This window comes from Halogeometricum limi, assembly GCF_900115785.1.
In the GTDB taxonomy this organism is placed as follows: domain Archaea; phylum Halobacteriota; class Halobacteria; order Halobacteriales; family Haloferacaceae; genus Halogeometricum; species Halogeometricum limi.
Genome location: NZ_FOYS01000002.1, coordinates 238,770 through 257,879 on the forward strand (window position 1 = coordinate 238,770; position 19,110 = coordinate 257,879).

The window sequence follows — 19,110 nt, forward strand, 5'->3', positions numbered from 1 at the left end:
CGGCCCGAGCGAGACGAACTCGACATGAACGACCCGGACGAATCGGGGCCGGCGGACGACCCGGCGGGGGTCGCCGAGACGCTCCAGCGACACCTCGACGGACCGGACACGGAGACGGTGGGCGCGCTCCAACCCGTCGTCGAAGCCGTCGCCGGGTGGCGCGACGCCGACGACGTGACGCCCGCAGACTGGCTGACCGCGCTCGAGGTGACGCCGGACGTGCTCTATCTCCGGACGGACGACGGCGTCCTCAGACACCGCCCGGAGACGGCGGACGCGGACGCGGACGACCGTTTCGACCCCGAGAGGGAGCCGTTCCGCTTCGCTCGAACCGGAGCGGAGGGCCCGGCCGAACCGGTCGACCGCGAGGCGGCGGCGACGCTCCTCGAAGACAGGGTGATTCGAATCGGGACGGTGGAGACGCTCTCGACCGAGACGAGGACGCGATTTCTCTCCGAACAGTGAGCGGCCGCGAGAAGAGACGAGCCGCGGGCGTCCGAGTCAGTCTTTCCGCTTGACGACGTCGCCGAGCGTCGTCGTGGTTGACGACCCGCTGGACCACTCCTCGTCGTCGTCGTCCGCGCCTTCGACGAGCGTGATTTCGAGCTTCCGTTCCAGTTTCTTCCGGACGGTGTCCGGCGGGAGGATGTCGCCGCGTTCGAGTTTACGGATGAGACTCGCCTTCTCGTTGAGCGACTGTGCGAGGTCCTCCTGGCTCATCCCGCGGTTCTCGCGGGCCTGTCGGATTCGGTCGTCGTAGTCGGTCGCTATCTCGTCCATGTCGTCGAACATATCGCGACGACGCCGAGTGGACCCGCCCGACCCGGACGAGGCCGACGAAGCACTCGACGAACCCGACGACTTCCCGGAGGAACTGGACGTCGAGTACTTGGTCGAGCTGGACGAACTCGACTCGGTGCGGACTTCGGTTCCGAACTGCGAACAGTCGTCACAGAGTTCGAGTTCGGCCCCTTCGACTTTGACCGTCGTCAGCGACGGTCGCTCTTTGCCGCACATTTCGCACTGGGGCATACCCTGTCGTAATCGGAGCCGCGATATAAAAGGCACGACGCGGTGAGACGCGGTGAGAGCCGGCGCGTCAGGAGAGGTCCGACCACGCGCCCCAGAACCGCTGGAGCGCGGTGAAGTGGCCGATGACCGCGAAGAACGCCAACAGCCACCCCACCGGGTGGAGGCCGAACACCGGACGCGGGACGAGGGCCGCGACGACGGCGAACAGGCCGATGAGCGCCAGTCGGTCCGCACGGCCGACGAGTCCGCCGTAGGCGCGGCCGAGGCCGACCGCTTGAATCTGCGTCCCCAGATACGAGGTCATGAGGACGCCCGTGACGGCGGCGAGACCGAGTCCGAACGAGTCGATGCCGGCCGCGAGGCCGACGAGCATCGCGATGTCGGCGTAGCGGTCGAGGACGTGGTCCAACAGGTCGCCGCCCTCGCTGGCGACGCCCTGCGCTCTGGCGAGTGCGCCGTCGACGAGGTCCAACCACCCGTTCGCGAAGACGAAAAGCGCCCCGACGGCGTACCAGAGGGGGTCGCCGAGGTAGAACGCCGCGCCGGCGGCGACGGCGAAGCCGAAGGCGACGACGCTGACGCCGTCCGGCGAGAGGCCGAGACGGTCCGCGGCGCCCACGAACGGGTCGAGCAGTCGGTCCGCGACGGAGCGGTACTGGTCGAGCGTCATGGCTGGCGGGTCATTGGTGGTGGGTCATAGGTAGTCGATGAAGCTCACGGTTCCGACGCGGGGACTCATCTCGCCCTCTACGGCCGCCACCACGTCGTCGGCGACGGCCGCTGGCGGTCGGTCCGTCGTGTCTATCTCGTACACGCCGTCCTCGCCGAAGCGTTCGACCGTCTCGGAGAGAATCACGTCCAGCGCCTCCGACTCGGCGTTCTCGGCGATTTTGCTCTCTGCTTCGCCGCGTTCGCGGAGCCGACTCGTCAACTCCTCGGGGTGACACCGCAAGACGACTGCTTCCTCGGCGTCGAGGAGGTGCGAGAGGTGCGACTCCACGATGCCGTCCCAGTCGCCCAACCACTCGGTGATGGCCTCGACGTCGGCGACCAGCGAGTCGCGTTCGACGTCGCGTTCGGTGTACAACTTCTCGTCGGCGATGGCGTCGTTGAGGTGGACCACGTCGAGACCGGTCCGCTCCGCGACGAGCGTCGACACGGTGGTCTTGCCCGTTCCGGGCGTCCCCGTGAGGACGATTCGACGGGTCACGCCTCGGGCACTCCCACGTCGGCGACGACGTCGTTCAGCACCTCGACGGCGCGTTTCGTCTGCTCGCGGGTGCCGCAGGAGACACGGACGCACTCGGGCAGACCGAAACTGCTCGTGTCGCGGACGATGATGCCGCGTCGCTTGGCCGCCTCGGCGACGGCGGTGGCGTCGCCGACTTCGGCGAGGACGAAGTTCCCGCCGGAGGGCCACGTCTTCGCGTCGAGTTCGTCGTGGAAGTACCGTCGCGCCCACTCCGCGGAGTCGACGGAGCGTTCGACGTGGTCGTCGTCGGAGAGGGCCGCGAGCGCCGCCCGACAGGCCACCTCGTTCGCCGCGAACGGCGTGTTGACGCGGGCGTAGGCGTCCGCCCACGACTCGGGGACGGCGGCGTAGCCGATTCGCAGTCCCGCGAGGCCGTACGCCTTCGAGAACGTCCGCGTGACGGCGAGGTTGTCGTGGTCGTCGAGGAGCGAAATCGCGGACGGCTCTCTGGCGTACTCGCCGTACGCCTCGTCGACGACGACGAGCGTGTGGTCCGCGACGGATTCGAGCAGTTCCACGACGTCGGCGCGGGCCATCTCCGTCCCGGCGGGGTTGTGCGGCGTCGTCACGTAGACGATGCGCTCGCCGTCGTAGGCGTCGAGAACCGTCTCCGGCGTCTGCGCGAAGTCGTCGGCCTTCGAGAGGTGGTACGTCGCCACGTCGCCGTGGTGATAGCGCGCGGACATCGGGTAGTAGGAGAAGCCGGGTTCCGGCGCGAGGACGCGGACCCCCGGTTCGAGAAACGCCCGCGAGAGGTAGTCGAGCGCGCCGTCGGCGCCGGCGCTCACCCACACCTGTTCGGACGCGAGGTCCCACCGCTCGGCGAGGGCGTCGGTCAGGTCGGCGTGCGACGTCTTCGGGTAGACGTGCACCTCCGGCGCGGCGTCCTCGATGGCGGCCACGGCGTCCGGACTCGGGCCGTGGGGGTTCTCGTTCGACGACAGCTTCGTCAACTCGTCGGGGTCCATCCCGAGTTCGCGGGCCACCTCCTCGGCTCCGCGCCCGGGCACGTAGGCTTCGTGCGCGGAGAGGTCCCTCGGTTGCATGGTCGAACGATGCCGCTCGCGGTTCTTAAGGGTGCTTACACCGGACGGCGGTCAGTCGTCGCCGCCGGACGCCGAGTCGGGACCGTACTGCGCGAAGTCCGGCGACTCCGAGAGCGCGTTCGGGACGAACAGCGGGTCGCCGTCCACGCGGAACGAGCGAATCACGTCCTGCCCGTCCGGCCCCGTGAGGTAGCCGACGTACAGCATCGCGAGTTCGTACGCCACGTCGTGACGGGCGGGGTTGACCGGGATGACGCCGTACTCGTTGAGCAGTATCTCGGGGCCGCCGCCGAGCGGTCCCTCCACGAACGCGGCCAGCGACGAGTCGTCACCGAAGACGCGGTACGTCCCCCTGTCGACGAGGGTGTACGCGCCCCGCCGTGCCGCGTGTCGGAGGGTGTCACCCATCCCGTCGCCGGTGGCCTGGTACCAGCGTCCGCCGGGTGCGGCGTCGGCGGCCGACCACAGACGGCGTTCTCGGACGTGCGTCCCCGAGTCGTCGCCGCGAGAGAGAAAGAGTGCTTCTTCGGCGGCGATTCGCTCGAAGGCGTCCGTCGGGTCCGCCGTCCCGGTGACGCCCGCCGGGTCGTCCGCCGGGCCGACGACGAGGAAGTCGTTGTGCATCAGGTCGCGTCGGTTCACGCCGTGTCCCGCGCGGACGAACTCGGCTTCGGCCTCGCGTGCGTGTGCGAGAACCACGTCGGCGTCGCCGTCGCGTGCCGTCCGGAGGGCCGCACCCGTCCCCCGCGAGAGCGTCTTGACGCGGACGCCGAACCGCGCTTCGAAGCCGGCGTGGAGTTCGTCCAAGAGGCCGGTGTCGTACGCCGTCGTCGCCGTCGCGAGGGTGAGGAAGTCGTCGGACGACGACCGAGGCGACTGCGAACCGCTCGTCGCCGAACCCGCTCCGGCGGCCGAACGCTCCCTGTCGGCGACGCACCCGGCGGTAGCGGCGACGCCCGCCGCACCGGCCGCCCGGAGAAACCGTCGGCGTCTCATGAGTCACCGATTCGCACGGAACCGACATACAACTTCGGTTGCGCTCGTCCGAGAGCGAAACCATCCGTGGTTACATCGACGACTCGATGGCCGACGCCGCCCGGAGAGAGAGCGCGGCGATGGTGAGCGTCGGATTCATCGCCCCGCCGGTCGGGAAGACGCTGGACCCGACGACCCAGAGGTTCGACAGGTCGTGCGCCCGCATCTCCGCGTCGACGACGCTCGACTCGGGGTCGGAACCCATGCGCGTCGTCCCCATCTGGTGGTACGCGGGGCCGGTGTTCTCGGGTCCGACGACCCAGTCGACCGTCGCGTCGAGTTCGTCGAACACGCGTCGCTGTATCTCGTTGGCCCGGCGGAGCGCCCGTCTCGTCTCGCTATCGAGCGACCACTCGACGTGCGGGACGGGGTTGCCGTGGTCGTCCGTCCGCGAGGGGTCGAGCGTGATTCGGTTCTCCGCGCGCGGGAGTTGTTCGACCAACGCGCCCATCGTCAGGTGCGTCCCGTACGACTCGCGCAACTGGCCGAGGAGTTCGTCGCCCCACGTCTCCGCGTGGGTCGCATCGATGACGGGCGAGGGACCGGCGTAGTTCAGAAACTCCAGTTTCAGCCCGTTCACCGGCGAGTCGTCGTCGTAGAACTGGTGGCACTCGCTGGTGTTGAAGCCGACGTGGTTCTGTCTCGTCCGCCTGTCGACGCGGCCGCCGACGCCCGCGAACAGGTGGTCCATGAAGTATCGCCCGACCGCACCGCTGGTGTTCGCGAGGCCGTCGGGGTACGTCTCCGAGCGCGAGAGGAGCAGGAGTCGCGCGTTCTCGACGCCGCCGCAGGCGACGACGAAGCGTCTGGCCGACTGGACGTGTTCCGCGCCGTCGGGCGTCGCGTAGACGGCGCGTTCGACTCGTTCGCCCGCGTCGTCGTGTTCGAGTCGCTGGACGGGCGCGCGGTCCACGAGTCTCGCGCCCGCGGCCACGGCTTTGTCGACGTGCGACTCGGCGGTGTACTTCGCTCCGGACGGACAGACCGGTTTGCACGTCCCGAACCCCTGACAGGGCGCCCGGCCGTCGTACGGTTCGGAGTTGCGCGCGTTCGGCACCGAGTGCATGTCCAGGCCCAGCGACTCGCACGCCTCCGCGAAGATGGAGTCCGAGTGCGACGGCGGGAACGCCGGGAGGGGGAACGGTTCGTCCCGCGGCGGCGCGTACGGGTTGTCCAGTGCGCCCGCGACGCCGAACGCCGTCTCCGCCTCGCGGTAGTGTGGTTTCAGGTCGTCGTACGAGAGGGGCCAGTCGGCGCCGACGCGGTGACGACTCCGCATCTCGAAGTCGCGTTCGTGCAGGCGCATCACCATCCCCTGCCAGTGGAGCGTCGTCCCGCCGACGCCCTTCACCCGCGCGGCGTTCAGCGGGTAGTGTCGCCCCGCGGTCGTGTAGGCGTCTCGCTCGCCGCCCATCTCCCAGGGGTTCTCCATCCCCGCGCGGAGGTGCGTCTCCATCTGTGCCGCGCGACGCGAGAAGTCGAACCGCGGCCCCGCCTCCAGAATCACAACGTCCGCGCCCGCCTCGGCGAGTCGGTGCGCGACCAGCGCACCCGCCGGCCCGGACCCGACGACGCACACGTCCGCCCGCGGCGATGGCGTCCGGTCGACGCCGTCGCCGACGCCGCCGTCCTCGTCTGCGGGTGTGCCCGTCTCAGCCATCGGTCTCCTCCTCCTCTCCGGTCCCGTCCGCTCCCGCGTCGGGCATCGTCGCTCGCTGGTAACTCTCCGTCCCTCCGGGGTAGCCGACGGGGTTCTCGATACCGACGAGTCGGCCGCCGGTGGGCGTGGAGTAGAACGCGTACAACAGGTCGTTCACGACGTAGAACCGAATCCGCTCGGAGACGGTGCCGTCGGGTTCGGGGTCCGCCGTCTCCACGCCGAGTCCTCGCAGTATCTCGTCCCGCGTCTCGACGGAGAGGTCGGCGAACGCCGCGTCTCGCCAGTCGCGGGCGATGGCGTCCAGTTCGGCCGCCGTCTCCGTCAGTCCCTCGCGGTAGGACGCCCTGTCCTCGGTTCGGCCGACGACGTAGCGTTCCACGAACGTCCGGCGGCCGTCGACGTCCGACGGGAAGACGGCGGCGGCGGCGGCGTCCATCACGTCCAGGAGGTCGGCGGAGGCGGCCGACGCGTCGGCGCCCGCCCCGTCCCAGTCCCCGTCTCCCGCCCGAGGCGCGTCGAACCGCGCGGCGACGGACGACGCGCCGACCCCACCGACGGCCGCCAGAGCGACCACCGCGTCGCGTCGCGTCAGTTTCACGAACTCGGATTAGGTAGGCCTAAACTTATGGGTTGTCGTTCGAGGCGGAAGCTCTCGCCGTCGGGATAGACGGGTGACGTCGTGGTTGGCGGCGCGGACGCTCCCCTCACATCGCGTCCGGGGAACCGCGCGAGAGCGAAGCGGCGAGACGGTCAGAGGAGGCCGACGAGCGAGAACGTGACGACGAGGAAGACGCCGGTTACGGGCAGGATGGCGTAGAGGACGTTGAAGCGATAGCCGAGGTTCCACGCGAGGACGACGCCGTGGACGTACGCGAGGAAGGCGGCGAGTGCGAGAAGGAACGCGTCCGGAATCGGGTCGGCGGGCGTCGATACCTGTTGCATCACGCCGAGGACGACGAGGCCGACGACGGGGACGACGAGGACGCCGAACAGACGCGGCGCGTAGCCGTCGGGTTGGCCGCCGACGCCGAAGTGGACGGCCATCCGTTCCGGGAGCGAGGGATACGCGAGGAGGCCCGCCACGGTGGCGACGGCGAGGACGGCGTACGCAGCGGTGACGAACGTCGAAGCCATAGGCGGACGGACGCCGCCGGAAGGGAAAGCCGTTACTCGGCGGCGCGGACGTCGTGTTCGAGGACACCGACGCCCTCGACTTCGATTTCGACGTGGTCGCCGTCGGAGAGTGCGCCGACGCCGGCGGGCGTCCCCGTCGATATCACGTCGCCGGGTTCGAGCGTCAGGTACGTCGTTATCTCCGCTATCAGTTCGGGGACGGAGAACATCATGTAGTCCCGCGAGGAGGATTGCTTCGTCTCGCCGTTCACGCGCAGTTCGATGCTCGCGTCCTCGGGCACCTCGTCGGGCGTCGCGAGGACGGGTCCGAGCGGTGCGGAGTTGTCGAACGCCTTCCCGCGCACCCAGTTCTGCTCTCGGTTCTGGTCGTCCCGGTTCGACACGTCGTTCATGCAGGTGAACCCGGCGACGTAGTCCATCGCATCGTCTTCCGCGACGTTCCGGGCCTGCGCGCCGACCACGACGGCGAGTTCGGCCTCCCAGTCGACGCGTTCCTTTCCGGCGGGGAGGGGGACGGTGCCGCCATGCGAGGCGAGGGCGTTCGGAGCCTTGAGGAACAGCAGCGGTCGGTCCGGAACCTCGTTCTCCATCTCGTCGGCGTGTTCGGCGTAGTTGCGGCCGATGCAGACGATTTTCGTCGGTTCGCACGGCGGGAGGATGTCTACCTCGTCGAAGGAGTACGTCTCACCGGCGAACGAGACGTGGTCGTCGTGCCAGTGGCCGTCGCGGACTGACCCGGCAGGGTCGCGGAAGCGGACGCGGTGCATGAGCGGTGTGTCACCGCGTGGCGGTTTCGTTCTTTCCCTCGCGGAAATCGCCGACTCGACGGAACCTACTGCGACGTGGACGGCTGACGCGGTATTTTCGGAAGGAGCCACGCGAGGAACGCGTCGGGGCTTCGCGACTGAACCCAGACGGTCCCGGACCCGGCGAACTCGCAGACGAGTCCCTCACCGCTCGTGAGCGTCGAGCGCAGTCCGCCGACGCGTCGAACGGTGAAGTCCGCCGTCTCCTCGAACGCGACGACGTGGCCGGTGTCGACGACGAACGACTCTCGGTCGTCCAGCGAAATCTCTTCGATGGCCCCGTAACTGGAGAGAAACAGCGGGCCGGTCCCCGAAATCTTCAGTAAGAACAGCCCTTCGCCGCCGAAGAACGTCCGCGCGCCGCCGAACTCGGTGTCGACGTCCAACCCGGCGTCGCCCGCGAGATACGACCCCGACTGGACGTACAGCGTCTCGCCGGCCAGGTCGACGTGGGCGATATCGCCGGGGAGGGGCGGCGCGAACTGCACGTCGCCCGGCGCCGTCGCGTGGAACGTGTTCTGAAAGAAGCTCTCGCCGCCGAACGCCCGTTTGATAGAACTGAGGAACCCGCCGGTGGCGTTCGTCTCCATCTCCACCGTCGTGTCGTGACTTACCATCGCCCCCGCCTCGGCGCGTATCGACTCGTCGGCGTCGAGCGAGACGGTCAACAGAGCGAACGACGGTCTGGAACCGATTTCGAACTCCATACGGCCGACTCGTCCTGTCAGGTGAAGAATCAGTGTCCCGGCGTCGAAGACGTTCCCTTTCGAGACAGTATCCGACCCGCGTGAAAGAAGCAGACGTGTCTGTGGACTGTTGGCTTTAAGCGCCTGACGCGACAACGACGAACTGGCTATGACGATGGAACTCACCTGGCACGGCCACTCCACCTGGCACGTCGACGTCGACGGCACGACGTTCCTCATCGACCCGTTCTTCGATAACCCGTTCACCGACCTGTCGCCCGAGGACGTTGACACTCCCGACTACGTCCTCTTGACGCACAGTCACGCGGACCACATCGCCGACGCGGGGTCGTTCTCGGACGCCACCGTCGTCGGCGTGCCCGAACTGACGGGCTACATGGAGGACGAGGAGGGCTTCGAGAACAGTATCGGGATGAACCTCGGCGGCACCGTCGAGTGCGGCGAGGCGTTCGTCACGATGCACCGCGCGGACCACACGAACGGTCTGATGACCGGCTACGAACACGAACTCGGGATGCCGGGTGGCTTCGTCATCAGCGACAAGAAGCCCACACAGGAGTCCGACGCGGACGCGACGACGTTCTACCACGCGGGCGACACCGGACTCATGTCCGAGATGAAAGACGTCATCGGGCCGTACCTCGAACCCGACGCGGCCGCCCTCCCGTGCGGTGACCACTTCACGATGGGACCGGTTCAGGCCGCCATCGCCGCCGACTGGTTGGACGTCGACCACGTGTTGCCGATGCACTACGACACGTTCCCGCCCATCGAAATCGACATCCGCGACTTCGAGAAAGAGGTCAAAGCCACGGGGTCGAACGCCGACGTCCAGATTCTGGACGGCGACGAGACGTTCACGCTGGAGTAACGGCGACACCTGCCGCTGAACTCACCCGTCCGTTTTTCGACGCTGGGTTCGCGTCCCGTCTCGCGAAGACACTCGTCACGCCTCCGCGTTCCGCAATCTCGAACTCCAGTCCCGCGAGTAACTACAAGCGATACTGAAAGTACTCCTATACGATAGGTTCATGACGGTTCACGGAGACGGTTGGTAACAGACCTGTCCCACCGCCGATGAAACTCCGAACGAAGTTCGCCCTCGTCCTCGTCGTTCTGACACTCGTTCTCGGGAGTGCAACGTACGGCGGACTCGAACTGTACAAACAGCAGGCGCTCTCGCAGAGTCAGTCGAGCGTCGACGAGTCGGCGACCATCGCCGCGGTCCAGATACAGTCCGCGCTCGACGAACGGGCCGACTACGTCGGCTACGTCGCCTCGCAACCCGAGACGGCCGACTTCTCGAACGCGAACGGGGTGATTCGGGGGGTGGTTTCGAACAGTCGCTTCTTCGCGGCGCAAGTCGTCGCGGCCAACGGCACCGTCGTCGCCTTCGACGGACAGATAGACGAGTCGGTCCGACGGGACGCTATCGGAACCGACGTGAGCGAGGAGTCGTACTTCCGGTCGGCGCGCTACCACAGTGCGTCCGTCTCCGACCCCGAGTACGTCGAGTCGCGAGACCAGTATCTCGTCGTCGTCAGCGCGCCCATCATCCGGAACGGTTCGGTTCGCGGCGTCCTCGCGGCGTCCATCTACGTCTCCTCGGACACGTTCCTCGAACCGGTCGAACCGCTCTCGCGAGAGAACCAGCGCGTCACCGTCCACGCGGACGACGCGACGCTGTACGAGAGCAGAACCGAGTTCGAGCAGTCGATAACGGGCCGTGCGACCGTCGACTCCTACGGGTGGACCGTCACCGTGCAACGGGACCGCGGACCGCTGAACACCCGACTGCAACAACTCGCGTTCGCGCAGGGCGGCGGACTCTTCTTGATACTCCTGCTCATCGTCGCCCTGTGGGTGTTGGAGTACGTGTACAACAGCAGGCAGACGAGACTGCTTCTCGACGGGTTCGACGCACTCCGACGGGGTGACCACGGCCACTCGCTCCAGTTCGACTCCGCAGAGGAGTGGGAGCGAATCAGCGAGGGGTTCAACGCGCTCGCGACGGGACTCGACGAACGCGAGAAGGCCGTCAGAGAGCGCGAACAACGGCTGGACGTCCTGAACCGCGTCCTCCGACACAACGTGCGAAACGAGATGAACGTCGTCCTCGGCTACGCGGAACTCGTCGCCGACCGCTCGGACGACGAACAGACCGCGAACGCCGCCGAGACGATTCTCGACAGGGGCGAGCGTCTCGTCTCGGTGAGCGAGAAGGCGCGGTGGTTGGACGGCGAGTTCGACACCGGCGACGGTCGAACGGTCGACGCCGCGGACGCGGTGAAGGAAGTCGTCTCCGACGCCCGGAAGGCGTACCCCGACGTCGACGTCTCGCTGTCCGTCGACGGTGACGCTCACGAACCGACTGCGCCGTCGATAACTCCGGCCGTCAGGAACGTCGTCGAGAACGCCTGCCTCCACAACGACAACGGTGCGCCGACGGTCGACGTCCGCGTCACACCGGACGGCGACGACGTCGTCGTCTCCGTGGCGGACGACGGCCCCGGCATCCCCGAGCACGAACGGGCGGTTCTCGAGGAGGGCGAGGAGACGGCGCTGCAACACGGAAGCGGTATCGGACTGTGGATAACGAAGTGGCTCGCCGACAGGGACGGCGGCAGCGTCTCCTTCGGCGAGAACGACCCGCGCGGGTGCGTCGTCACGCTCCGAATCCCGCGGCGGGAGGGCGGCGACGAGGAACCGGCGAGGGAGTCGAACTGACCACAGGGTCGAACTGACGACGGGGTCGAACTGACGTTCGAGCACGAGTGCCCGTTCTGCGCGATGCCGATACGACGCGCTCCAGCGTTCGCTCTCCCGTGACGCCGCTCTGTCGTCGCGAGACTGACCGGTGAAAACGTGTCGAAGTCGCGGCCGACCGACTATCGGAACCGGCGTCTGAACCGCGCGCCGAGTGCGACGACGACCACCGCGACGAGCGCTGTCGGGTGGAACACGGGACTCGTCGCGCGAATGCCCGAGATTTCGGTCGTCTGCCGTGCGGTCCCCGTCGCACCGGACCGTCGGGTGGTCGTCGGGGGTTCCGTCGCCGCGCCAGTAGCGGTCGGCGTCTCCGTCTCGCCGACGGACGCGCGGACGACGACGGTACCCGCCAGCACGTCGTTTATCTTCACCTCGTACTCGCCGGAGTCGGAGATTTGGTGGTCGAACAGCGCCTGCCGTTGTCCGCCCGCGGCGATGGTGAGTTCGCGCTGTTCGACCACGTCGCCGTTGAGGAGGAGTTGCGCGACGAACTCGCCGTCCGCGCCGCCGTCGTTCGCAATCTGGACGTGCGCGCGCAGGTCCTCGCCGACGGTAATCTCCGCGACGTCGACGTCGACCGTCTCCACCGTGAACTTCGGCCGCTTGGCCCCGGCGGCGAACTCGGAGAGGCCGGGCGAGACGGCGCGGAACTCGTACGCCGTCGGCGTCTCACCGACGACTTCGGTCGGGAGTTCCGTCCACGACCCGTTCTCGTAGCGGTACAGCGCCACTTCGTCGGGTTCGACGTCGTCAGTTTCCATCCGCGTCTTCGACACCCGGAAGTCGATGTCGACGCTCCCGTTCAGTTCGTCGTTCGAGATGGAGTGGTCGACGCGAATCTGTTTCATCGACTCGGACCCGTCGTCGGTCTCGAAGTCGGGCGACCCCTCGATTCGGTCGCCGGTCGTCACGTTCATCGTGAACGACCCGTTCCGCGTCGGCGTCAGTTCCATCCCGGTGAGGGTGACGTCGTCCTCGTCGGAGGCGTTCGTCATCGACTCGTTGTCGACCGATTCGTTCACCGTGTCCGTCTCGTTCGCGCTTCCGTCGGAGACGTTCCCCGGACGGTCCGACGACGAGTTCTTCGGCGTCCCGTTCGCCGCCGCTTTCGGCGGCGTGAGGTTGATTCGCGTCCGCTCGTTCGCGTCGACGGAACTGACGGTGGCGTCGACTATCTTCACGTCGTCGTCATCGCCGTCTGCTTCCGCTTCGCTGTCGTCGTCGCCGTCTCTCTTCTCGGTACCGCTCGCGTTCTCGGAGGCGTTAGCCGTCCGAAGAGAGACTGATACCGGAGCGTTGGTTACGTTCCGCCCGTCGATTCCCCGAGAGACGTCGTCGTCTTCGTCGTCTTGGTCGTTCTGACCGGGAGCGTCACCGGATTTCCCCGGTGCGTCGGAGTCGTCGGAGTCGTCACCGTCGGAGTCGTCTTGGTCGTTCTGACCGGGAGCGTCACCGGATTTCCCCGGTGCGTCGGAGTCGTCGGAGTCGTCTTGGTCGTTCTGGCCGGGAGCGTCACCGAATTTCCCCGGTGCGTCGGAGTCGTCGGAATCTCCCGTCACAGTCGAGATGACGTCCGACACCGTGCTTGTGCCCGGTACACTGGTCCCGAGGGTACTACTCTCGGGGGTCTCTGTCACGGTCCCGTTATCGTCGCCGTCAGAATCGTCGTCGCCATCAGAATCGTCGTCGTCAGCGTCGCCGGCGCCGAACAGTCCGCTCCATCCGCTCGAAGCGAGCGGCGAGCGTTCGTACTCGTTGCCCGTCTCACAGGCATCGTCGCCCGTCTGACAGCCTGTTACCGCCCCCACGGTTCCCCCACCGAGAACACTGAACGGAACGACGAGGAGGAGTACGACCACGAGAGTCACACTCGCCGTCTCCGCTCTGTTCGTACGCCCTCTCATTATCTATCTAATGAATGTCTTGTATACAAGACTATATGAATTTTTGGAGTGTTTTTGTGGCGTGCGAACGGGCACGCGTCGAGGACGAGTTCGGGTGCCGTTTGAGCAACCTTTAGGGCCACGGCGTCCGACCATCAGGACGCATGAGCGACATCGAAACTTCCACTGTCAGCGAAGAGGGATTCGCCTCGACGAGTCAGGTCGGCGACTACGAACTCACCATCGACGCGACGGACGAGACGGGTCCGAACCCGAACGCCGTCCTCGTCGCGGACTACGCGTCCTGTTTCCTGCCCGCGTTCCGCGTCGGCGGCCAACAGCGCGGCCACGACGACCTCGGTAAGATTCAAATCGACGCCGACGCGGACCTCGACGACGACGACGACCTCTCTGGCATCCGTTTCTCCATCCACGTGGAAGCGGACCTCGACGACGAGACGTTCGACGAAATCGTCGAGCGAGCAGAGGGTATCTGTCACGTCCACGCGGCGCTCCGCGAGGAACTCCACGCCGAAATCGACGTCCACGGCGGCGCGTTCTAACGCCGACGCAACTCTCGTTTTCTTTTACTCGTCAGTCGTCGAGCGACTGCGCGCAGAACTGGAGACGCCTCGGTTCGCCCGAGGCATGGAGTGTCAGCGTCGGTACGCCCGGAAACTCATGGCTTGTCCCTCTACGATGACGACCTCTTTCTCTTCGGGGTCGTAGTCGGCGACTTCTTCCACTTCGTCTCGGGAGACGTACGATCCGCGCAGTTCTTCGGCGCCTTCGTCGAAGACGTACGGGCTGTTCGGCTGACCTTCCATGGTATGTTCTACCGCACCACCCACTATAAGCTTTGTCAGACATTCTCAAACGAGAGAACTACTCGCACGCGGTGAGAGCGTCCCGTCAGTCGTCCGCGGCGGCCGCTTCCGCCTCGGATATCTCGGTTCCGAGGAGTTCGAGGAACTTCGCCAACCACTCGGGGTGGTCCGGCCACGCCTGTCCGGTGACGAGGTTTCCGTCCACGGTGACGCCGTCCACCCACGAACATCCGGCGGCCTCTACCTCCGCGCGGACGGCGGGGTAGGCGGTCATCTCGTAGCCCTCTAAGACGCCCGCCGCCGCGAGAATCTGCGGGCCGTGACAGACGGCCGCGACGGGTTTGTCCTCCTCGAAGAAGTGCCGAACGGCGTCGAGGACTTCGTCGTACGTCCGGAGATACTCCGGCGCGCGTCCGCCCGGAACGACGAGTGCGTCGTACTCGGCCGGGTCCACGTCGTCGAACGTGGCGTTCACCTCGAAGTCGTGCCCCCGCGTCTCCAGGTACGTCTGGTCGCCGCGGAAGTCGTGGATAGCGGTCTTCACCGTGTCGCCCGCGGCCTTCTCCGGACAGACGGTGTCTACCTCGTGACCGACCATCTGAAGCGCCTGAAACGGCACCATCGTCTCGTAGTCCTCGCCGAAGTCGCCGACGATCATCAGAATCTTCTTGCCCATCGGTGTCACCTACCGTGACCTGCAGGCGGAGACACCTTAACGATTTGTCTCGTTAGGCGTCGCGTCCGTTCAGCACCCGTTCGATGTCGCCCAGCGAGTCGAGGACGTAGTCCGGCGCGTGCGAACTCTCGGCCAGCGTCCGTTCGTCGGTCACCCCCGTCTTGACGAGCACCGTCGTCATGCCCGCGCGTTCGCCGAGCGCGATGTCCGTGTCGAGTCTGTCGCCGACGACGAGCACCGACTCGGGGGGGACGCCGAGATGTTCGAGCGCCATCTCGCGCGCGGTGTCGGACGGTTTCCCGAGAACCACGTCCGGGTCGCGTTCGGCGACGCCCGCGATGGCGTTGATGACCGCCCCCGACCCCGGGACGTCGTGTCCGGCGGCCGGAATGACGATGTCGGGGTCGGTGCCGACGAAGCCGACTCGCTCGTCCGAGAGCGTCCAGAGCGCCTGACAGAGCGTATCGTAGTCGAACTCCCGGTCGATGGAAGCGACGAGGGTGTCCGGGTCCTCGTCTGCGTCGACGACCGAGAGTCCGGCGTCGGCGAGGAGTTCGACCAGTCCCGGTTCGCCGACGACGAACAGGTCGTCGTCCGGGTGTTCCTCCGTGAGGTACCGAACCGTCACCGTCCCCGCGGTGACCACCTCCGACGCGGAGACGTCGAACCCGGCGCGGCCGAGGCGCTCGACGTACGCCTCCGGAGGTTTCGTCGGGTTGTTTGAGACGAAGACGCGTTCGAGTCCCGCGGCGGCGAGTGCGTCTATCCCCGCTCCCGCTCCCGGTATCGGTTCGTTACCTCGGACGACGGTTCCGTCAACGTCGAGAACGACGCCTCGATAGTTCATCGCTCCTCAGTAGAGCGCTCCCCCTGTTGAATCGCTCGCCGCGCCGCAGCAGAATTATGACGTATGGCACCAATGTACACACATGGTCGTATTCACCGTCGGCGTCGGAGGTGCGAAGTCACATCCGAACTCGCACGCGGTGCGGGACCACTATCTGCTCGGGGTGGTCGGACTCGTCGTCGCCGCACTGGCGATGTTCGCGGCGTACTCGCTCTTGGTGAGCGTCGCGAACCTCGTTCCACTGCTCTCGACGACGTTCCTCGCGTTCGTCGGCATCGTGCTGTGGGTGTTCGTCTGGATGGCGCTCGACGTCGTCTACGGGCGCTACACGGGGGACAGGTACGTGGAGTGAGCAGGCGCGGAGTGAGTCCCGACCGTACGACGTGGTAGCACCGCCCGCTCGTGGAACCAAAGAACGATATGCGCGAACTCCGTCTCAGAGAGTGTGACGAACACGCAGCTCTCGCTCATCCAGATAGACAACTACGGCCCGTGGACGGTCACCCCCGAGCCACGCCGAGAGATGGACCTGCAGACGCTCCAGTCGCGGCTGTTCGCCGACCTCGCACAGTTCGTCGGAAGCCGAGACGGCTACGTCTTCTTCACCCGCTTCGACAACATGGTCGCGGTCACGAACGGCCTCGACGAGGCGGACCACGAACTCCTGCAAGAGTCTATCGCGAACCGCTATCCGGTGACGATAAGCCTCGGAACCGGCGTCGACGCATCGCCCGTCGAGGCGCTCGAATCGGCGACGGCCGGCCTCCAAACCGCCGGGAGCGCGCAGGACGGCGACAGACGAGAAGTGCTGTCGGGTGACGTCCTCGCCGAGAGCGACAGGATGCCCGAGGACCTCCAGATTGCCCACTTCGACGTGAACGACGCGACGGGCAAGTACACCGACCGACTCAACGAGTTCGACTCGTTCATCCAGATCGAACAGGGGTACGCGACGCTGATGCGGTATCTCCGCGAGGAGTACGGCGCGCTCTCCTTCTTCGTCGGCGGCGACAACATCATCTCGGTCTGTCCCGACATGGACGAAGCGGACTACCGCGACGCCATCGCACACGTCGAACGGGAGGCGGGCGTCGAACTCAAAGTCGGCGTCGGAACCGGACGGACCGCACACGTCGCCGGGTTCGCGGCGAAGCACGCGCTCGAAGTCTGCCGCGAGGAAGGAACCGACGTGGAGTTCGACCGGCCCCACGTCGAAGTCGCCGACGACTGAGCCGAATCGACTGCGGAAACGACGACTGACGACTGACAACCGACGGCCGGCGACCGGGTGCCCGCAGAAAATGTTTGTTCGAGCATCTATCTGCACTCCCTGTGAGTGTCCCGTAGCGACCGTGACGGCGGCAAAGAAAACAATTATACCACTGTAGGAATCGTATCGATTCGAAGCGCAGTCTTCCTGGTGGTGGTGGCTCTCCCGTGCCGAACTGGAGTGCGCCCCGGCGGTGGAGACTGCAGGTGGGAATACACTACATGGGGAAGACCACACCAACGCACGCAGGGACCGGAGCAGGAGGAGCATCGATTCGCGAGTGCACGACCTTGGAGATAGTCTCCCGCGTCGCCGACGTGAAGGGGTGCCGAGCCGTCGACCTCGAACCGCTCTCGAACGTGACCGACCCGGACGCACTGGAGAACCTCCTCGCCGCGACGCCGAACGCCGAGTTCGAGATTCGGTTCGCGTATGAGGGCGGACACGTGACGCTCGCGTCCGACGGCACCGTCGACTTCGAGTACGTCTCGGACCGCTCGGCGTAACCGCTCGTTCGTCTCTCTCGTCTTGTCTCTCCCCGGCAGAGCGACCTCTTCTCACACCTTTTATCATTCGACAGATATTTTGATTCGTCCTCCACCTCTCTCCCTATTCGACTGTCCAGTCCGGGGATAAACCGCCTCCGCGCCACCTCTTCCCGATGAATTTCTCCTGAGCGCAACTGTTTTGTGAGACGAAACGAATAGCAGTTCAATCATGAATTCTGATACGAGAGCAGTGAGTCCCGTCGTCGCGACTATCTTGATGGTCGCGGTCGTCGTCGTGCTCACAGGGGCGACGGGCGGGTACCTGTTTCAGTTGACCGACAGCGTCGACGACGCACCCAACACCGCGTTCTCGGCCGAGTACGATACCTCGACGCGCGACAACGTCGGAACGTCGCCGGACGGCCACTACCTCAACGTCACGCACACCGCCGGCGACACGCTCCAGACGGGCGCGCTCAACATCTCGGTGACGGGGGCGTGGAGCAGAGACACGGACGACCCGAACGACAACGAGCCAGCGGTGTACGTCGGCCCGAACCCGTTCGCGTCGCAGGCGGGGAGCGACTTCACTGCCGCAGAGACGGTCTCCATCAACAGCAGTAGTTTCAGAGAGGCCGGCGGCGCGGCCATCGACAACAGCGACTATCTGGACCTGCAGGATGCGACCGTCCGAATCGTCTGGCAGTCGTCTTCGACGGACGACTCCGTGACGCTCTGGACGTGGGAGTTCTAGGTACTCTCGCGGCGCTTCCGACCCGGTTCGGGGTCGCCTCTTCGCTCTCGTCTTTCCTCCGTGGTCGGCGCGACGACTATCTCTGACTGTCGTTCTCGGCCGGCGTCGACGATACGCCCAGAACCTCCCGGGAGGCGCGTCTCGCGGGCGACAGAGCGCTCGCTGGGTGGATGAGTTCAGAGTAGAAGTGGGGTCGGAGGGATTTGAACCTCGGTCGCTCCGCTCCCTGGTTCAAATCCTCCTCGGAAACGTCACCTGAACTCACGCCGTACGCGAGCGACAGAGCGCTCGCTGGGTGGGTGAGTTCAGAGTAGAAGTGGGGTCGGAGGGATTTGAACCTCGGTCGCTACGCTCCTTGGTTCCAATCCTCCTCGGAAACGTCACCTGAACTCACGCCGTACGCGAGCGACGGAGCGCTCGCTGGGTGGGTGAGTTCAGAGTAGAAGTGGGGTCGGAGGGATTTGAACCCCCGATCGACTGATATCTCCGGTGTAGCGCCTCGGAACTCCAGAGGGTCGTCAACACGACCGATGATCAGTCGGTCGCTCGGTATATCAGTCTGGAGTTTCGTCCCGGGCGCGTTGCCTCTGGAGTCAGTCGCCATGCCGGGCTTGGCCACGACCCCCACTTGTGCGTCTCTTCGTATGGCGATTCGACTTAAAGGAATTTCGATTGACGGTCGTCAGTCGCGGTCGGTCTCACTCCAGTCGCAGTCTTGGCACTTGTAGGCCGTCACGAACTCCGTCACGCTCGGCATGTAGCCCACCGAGATGACGTTGCCGCCGCAGTCGGGGCAGTCTCGGTCGGCGTCCTCTATCGCCTCGGCTTCGAGCGGTCGCTCTCCCTCGACGAGTTCGGCGAGTCGTTCGGGCGTCACCATCCGTCCTTGGACGACGCGGTTGCTCATACTGGCGCAGACGACCG

General features: G+C 66.2%; 23 protein-coding genes and 1 tRNA gene. 8 read left to right on the forward strand and 16 right to left on the reverse strand.

All coding sequences use genetic code 11. The features are described from left to right. The first annotated feature begins 24 nt into the window (after window positions 1-24). Entirely contained in the window at window positions 25-465 is a 441-nt protein-coding gene (locus BM282_RS06095) for a hypothetical protein (protein WP_089878010.1), read from the forward strand. Between the two features lie 36 nt (window positions 466-501). Here the strand turns inward: BM282_RS06095 and BM282_RS06100 are convergent, their stop codons facing one another. From BM282_RS06100 to BM282_RS06145, 10 genes are all read right to left on the reverse strand, one after another. Next, window positions 502-1,032, reverse strand: coding sequence for a multiprotein bridging factor aMBF1 (locus tag BM282_RS06100; RefSeq protein WP_089878012.1), 531 nt, complete (start codon window positions 1,030-1,032; stop codon window positions 502-504). A gap of 67 nt (window positions 1,033-1,099) precedes the next feature. Continuing rightward, on the reverse strand, window positions 1,100-1,702 hold the full coding sequence (locus tag BM282_RS06105; RefSeq protein ID WP_089878015.1) for a CDP-alcohol phosphatidyltransferase family protein: 603 nt from the start codon (window positions 1,700-1,702) through the stop codon (window positions 1,100-1,102). A gap of 24 nt (window positions 1,703-1,726) precedes the next feature. Further along, the gene (locus BM282_RS06110; RefSeq protein WP_089878018.1) at window positions 1,727-2,242 is read right to left on the reverse strand and encodes an adenylate kinase family protein; all 516 of its coding nucleotides are present in this window, start codon (window positions 2,240-2,242) and stop codon (window positions 1,727-1,729) included. Continuing rightward, window positions 2,239-3,330, reverse strand: coding sequence for a histidinol-phosphate transaminase (gene hisC, locus BM282_RS06115; protein ID WP_089878021.1), 1,092 nt, complete (start codon window positions 3,328-3,330; stop codon window positions 2,239-2,241). The genes BM282_RS06110 and hisC overlap by 4 nt, the downstream gene beginning before the upstream one ends. Before the next feature lie 51 nt (window positions 3,331-3,381). Then, a complete protein-coding gene (locus BM282_RS06120) occupies window positions 3,382-4,326 on the reverse strand; it encodes a substrate-binding domain-containing protein (protein ID WP_089878024.1) in 945 nt (314 codons plus the stop codon). Window positions 4,327-4,396: 70 nt separating this feature from the next. Beyond that, window positions 4,397-6,025 (reverse strand): GMC family oxidoreductase, encoded by a 1,629-nt coding sequence (locus BM282_RS06125; RefSeq protein WP_089878027.1) that lies wholly within the window; start codon window positions 6,023-6,025, stop codon window positions 4,397-4,399. After that, the gene (locus tag BM282_RS06130; protein ID WP_089878029.1) at window positions 6,018-6,623 is read right to left on the reverse strand and encodes a gluconate 2-dehydrogenase subunit 3 family protein; all 606 of its coding nucleotides are present in this window, start codon (window positions 6,621-6,623) and stop codon (window positions 6,018-6,020) included. Before BM282_RS06130 ends, BM282_RS06125 begins: the two co-directional genes overlap by 8 nt. Window positions 6,624-6,775: 152 nt before the next feature. Beyond that, the gene (locus BM282_RS06135; RefSeq protein ID WP_089878032.1) at window positions 6,776-7,159 is read right to left on the reverse strand and encodes a DUF1648 domain-containing protein; all 384 of its coding nucleotides are present in this window, start codon (window positions 7,157-7,159) and stop codon (window positions 6,776-6,778) included. 32 nt (window positions 7,160-7,191) lie between these two features. Further along, window positions 7,192-7,926, reverse strand: a complete 735-nt coding sequence (locus tag BM282_RS06140; RefSeq protein WP_089878035.1) for a fumarylacetoacetate hydrolase family protein — start codon at window positions 7,924-7,926, stop codon at window positions 7,192-7,194. A 65-nt stretch (window positions 7,927-7,991) separates the two neighbouring features. Continuing rightward, entirely contained in the window at window positions 7,992-8,672 is a 681-nt protein-coding gene (locus BM282_RS06145) for a TIGR00266 family protein (protein WP_089878037.1), read from the reverse strand. Between the two features lie 154 nt (window positions 8,673-8,826). On the opposite strand from BM282_RS06145, the gene BM282_RS06150 reads away from it, so the two are divergent. Further along, window positions 8,827-9,543: a metal-dependent hydrolase gene (locus BM282_RS06150; RefSeq protein ID WP_089879441.1), complete on the forward strand. Its 717-nt coding sequence runs from the start codon at window positions 8,827-8,829 to the stop codon at window positions 9,541-9,543. 206 nt (window positions 9,544-9,749) lie between these two features. Further along, a complete protein-coding gene (locus BM282_RS06155) occupies window positions 9,750-11,399 on the forward strand; it encodes a cache domain-containing sensor histidine kinase (RefSeq protein WP_089878039.1) in 1,650 nt (549 codons plus the stop codon). Between the two features lie 161 nt (window positions 11,400-11,560). Here the strand turns inward: BM282_RS06155 and BM282_RS06160 are convergent, their stop codons facing one another. Then, window positions 11,561-13,309: a PGF-pre-PGF domain-containing protein gene (locus tag BM282_RS06160; RefSeq protein WP_139229693.1), complete on the reverse strand. Its 1,749-nt coding sequence runs from the start codon at window positions 13,307-13,309 to the stop codon at window positions 11,561-11,563. A 179-nt stretch (window positions 13,310-13,488) separates the two neighbouring features. Here BM282_RS06160 and BM282_RS06165 point away from each other — a divergent pair, with 179 nt between their 5' ends. Then, window positions 13,489-13,887, forward strand: coding sequence for an OsmC family protein (locus BM282_RS06165; protein WP_089878045.1), 399 nt, complete (start codon window positions 13,489-13,491; stop codon window positions 13,885-13,887). Between the two features lie 93 nt (window positions 13,888-13,980). Here BM282_RS06165 and BM282_RS18450 read toward each other — a convergent pair whose 3' ends face one another. The 3 genes from BM282_RS18450 to BM282_RS06175 all read right to left on the reverse strand — a co-directional run bounded on the left by BM282_RS18450 (window position 13,981) and on the right by BM282_RS06175 (window position 15,674). Beyond that, window positions 13,981-14,151, reverse strand: coding sequence for a hypothetical protein (locus BM282_RS18450; protein WP_175501409.1), 171 nt, complete (start codon window positions 14,149-14,151; stop codon window positions 13,981-13,983). An 85-nt stretch (window positions 14,152-14,236) separates the two neighbouring features. Beyond that, entirely contained in the window at window positions 14,237-14,827 is a 591-nt protein-coding gene (locus tag BM282_RS06170; RefSeq protein WP_089878047.1) for a DJ-1/PfpI family protein, read from the reverse strand. Window positions 14,828-14,879: 52 nt separating this feature from the next. Next, window positions 14,880-15,674, reverse strand: a complete 795-nt coding sequence (locus BM282_RS06175; protein ID WP_089878049.1) for an HAD-IIA family hydrolase — start codon at window positions 15,672-15,674, stop codon at window positions 14,880-14,882. Between the two features lie 82 nt (window positions 15,675-15,756). Between BM282_RS06175 and BM282_RS06180 the strand changes: the two genes are divergently transcribed. The 4 genes from BM282_RS06180 (at window position 15,757) to BM282_RS06195 (ending at window position 18,186) form a co-directional block, all read left to right on the forward strand. Further along, window positions 15,757-16,026: a hypothetical protein gene (locus BM282_RS06180; RefSeq protein ID WP_089878052.1), complete on the forward strand. Its 270-nt coding sequence runs from the start codon at window positions 15,757-15,759 to the stop codon at window positions 16,024-16,026. Between the two features lie 93 nt (window positions 16,027-16,119). Continuing rightward, window positions 16,120-16,905 carry a GTP cyclohydrolase III gene (locus BM282_RS06185; RefSeq protein ID WP_089878055.1) on the forward strand — a complete coding sequence of 262 codons (786 nt, stop codon included), beginning with the start codon at window positions 16,120-16,122 and terminating at the stop codon, window positions 16,903-16,905. 245 nt (window positions 16,906-17,150) lie between these two features. Beyond that, window positions 17,151-17,450 carry a HalOD1 output domain-containing protein gene (locus tag BM282_RS06190; protein ID WP_245758317.1) on the forward strand — a complete coding sequence of 100 codons (300 nt, stop codon included), beginning with the start codon at window positions 17,151-17,153 and terminating at the stop codon, window positions 17,448-17,450. A 211-nt stretch (window positions 17,451-17,661) separates the two neighbouring features. Next, window positions 17,662-18,186: a type IV pilin gene (locus BM282_RS06195; protein ID WP_089878058.1), complete on the forward strand. Its 525-nt coding sequence runs from the start codon at window positions 17,662-17,664 to the stop codon at window positions 18,184-18,186. A gap of 446 nt (window positions 18,187-18,632) precedes the next feature. Here the strand turns inward: BM282_RS06195 and BM282_RS06200 are convergent. After that, window positions 18,633-18,811, reverse strand: a tRNA-Trp gene (locus BM282_RS06200). Window positions 18,812-18,868: 57 nt separating this feature from the next. Then, window positions 18,869-19,093, reverse strand: coding sequence for a DUF5795 family protein (locus tag BM282_RS06205; protein ID WP_089878061.1), 225 nt, complete (start codon window positions 19,091-19,093; stop codon window positions 18,869-18,871). Window positions 19,094-19,110 lie beyond the last annotated feature (17 nt).